The sequence below is a fragment of the Pseudonocardia sp. EV170527-09 genome (assembly GCF_008369905.1).
In the GTDB taxonomy this organism is placed as follows: domain Bacteria; phylum Actinomycetota; class Actinomycetes; order Mycobacteriales; family Pseudonocardiaceae; genus Pseudonocardia.
This window is the reverse complement of the sequence record NZ_VRMC01000528.1, coordinates 1-259: the sequence shown is the minus strand read 5'-3', so window position 1 is coordinate 259 and position 259 is coordinate 1. Positions and strand designations below refer to the sequence as shown.

Here is a 259-nt window from a genome sequence, read left to right as displayed (position 1 = left end):
GTGTGGTATCCATGTCGTCATTTCTGCGGCGCTGCTGAGCACGGTGGCGGCCGTGCATCAGCGCGCCTCCCGGCCCAAGCTCTGCGCCGCCCATGCGCGCGACAGCACAATCTTGAGCGCGGCGATGACGGGCACCGACAGGAAAATGCCCGCGACGCCGCCCAACTGCTCGCCTGCAAGCAACCCCACAATGACGAGGAGCGGACTGACCTTGACCCCTTCGCTCATCAGGTAGGGATTCAGCACGTAGTCCTGGAAC

1 protein-coding gene is annotated in these 259 nt (G+C 64.5%); it reads right to left on the bottom strand.

The genetic code is table 11. The features are described 5' to 3' along the window. Nucleotides 1-57: 57 nt before the first annotated feature. Nucleotides 58-259 (bottom strand): AI-2E family transporter (locus FVA95_RS30035; RefSeq protein WP_149666995.1); only part of this gene is annotated, 202 nt, incomplete at its 5' end.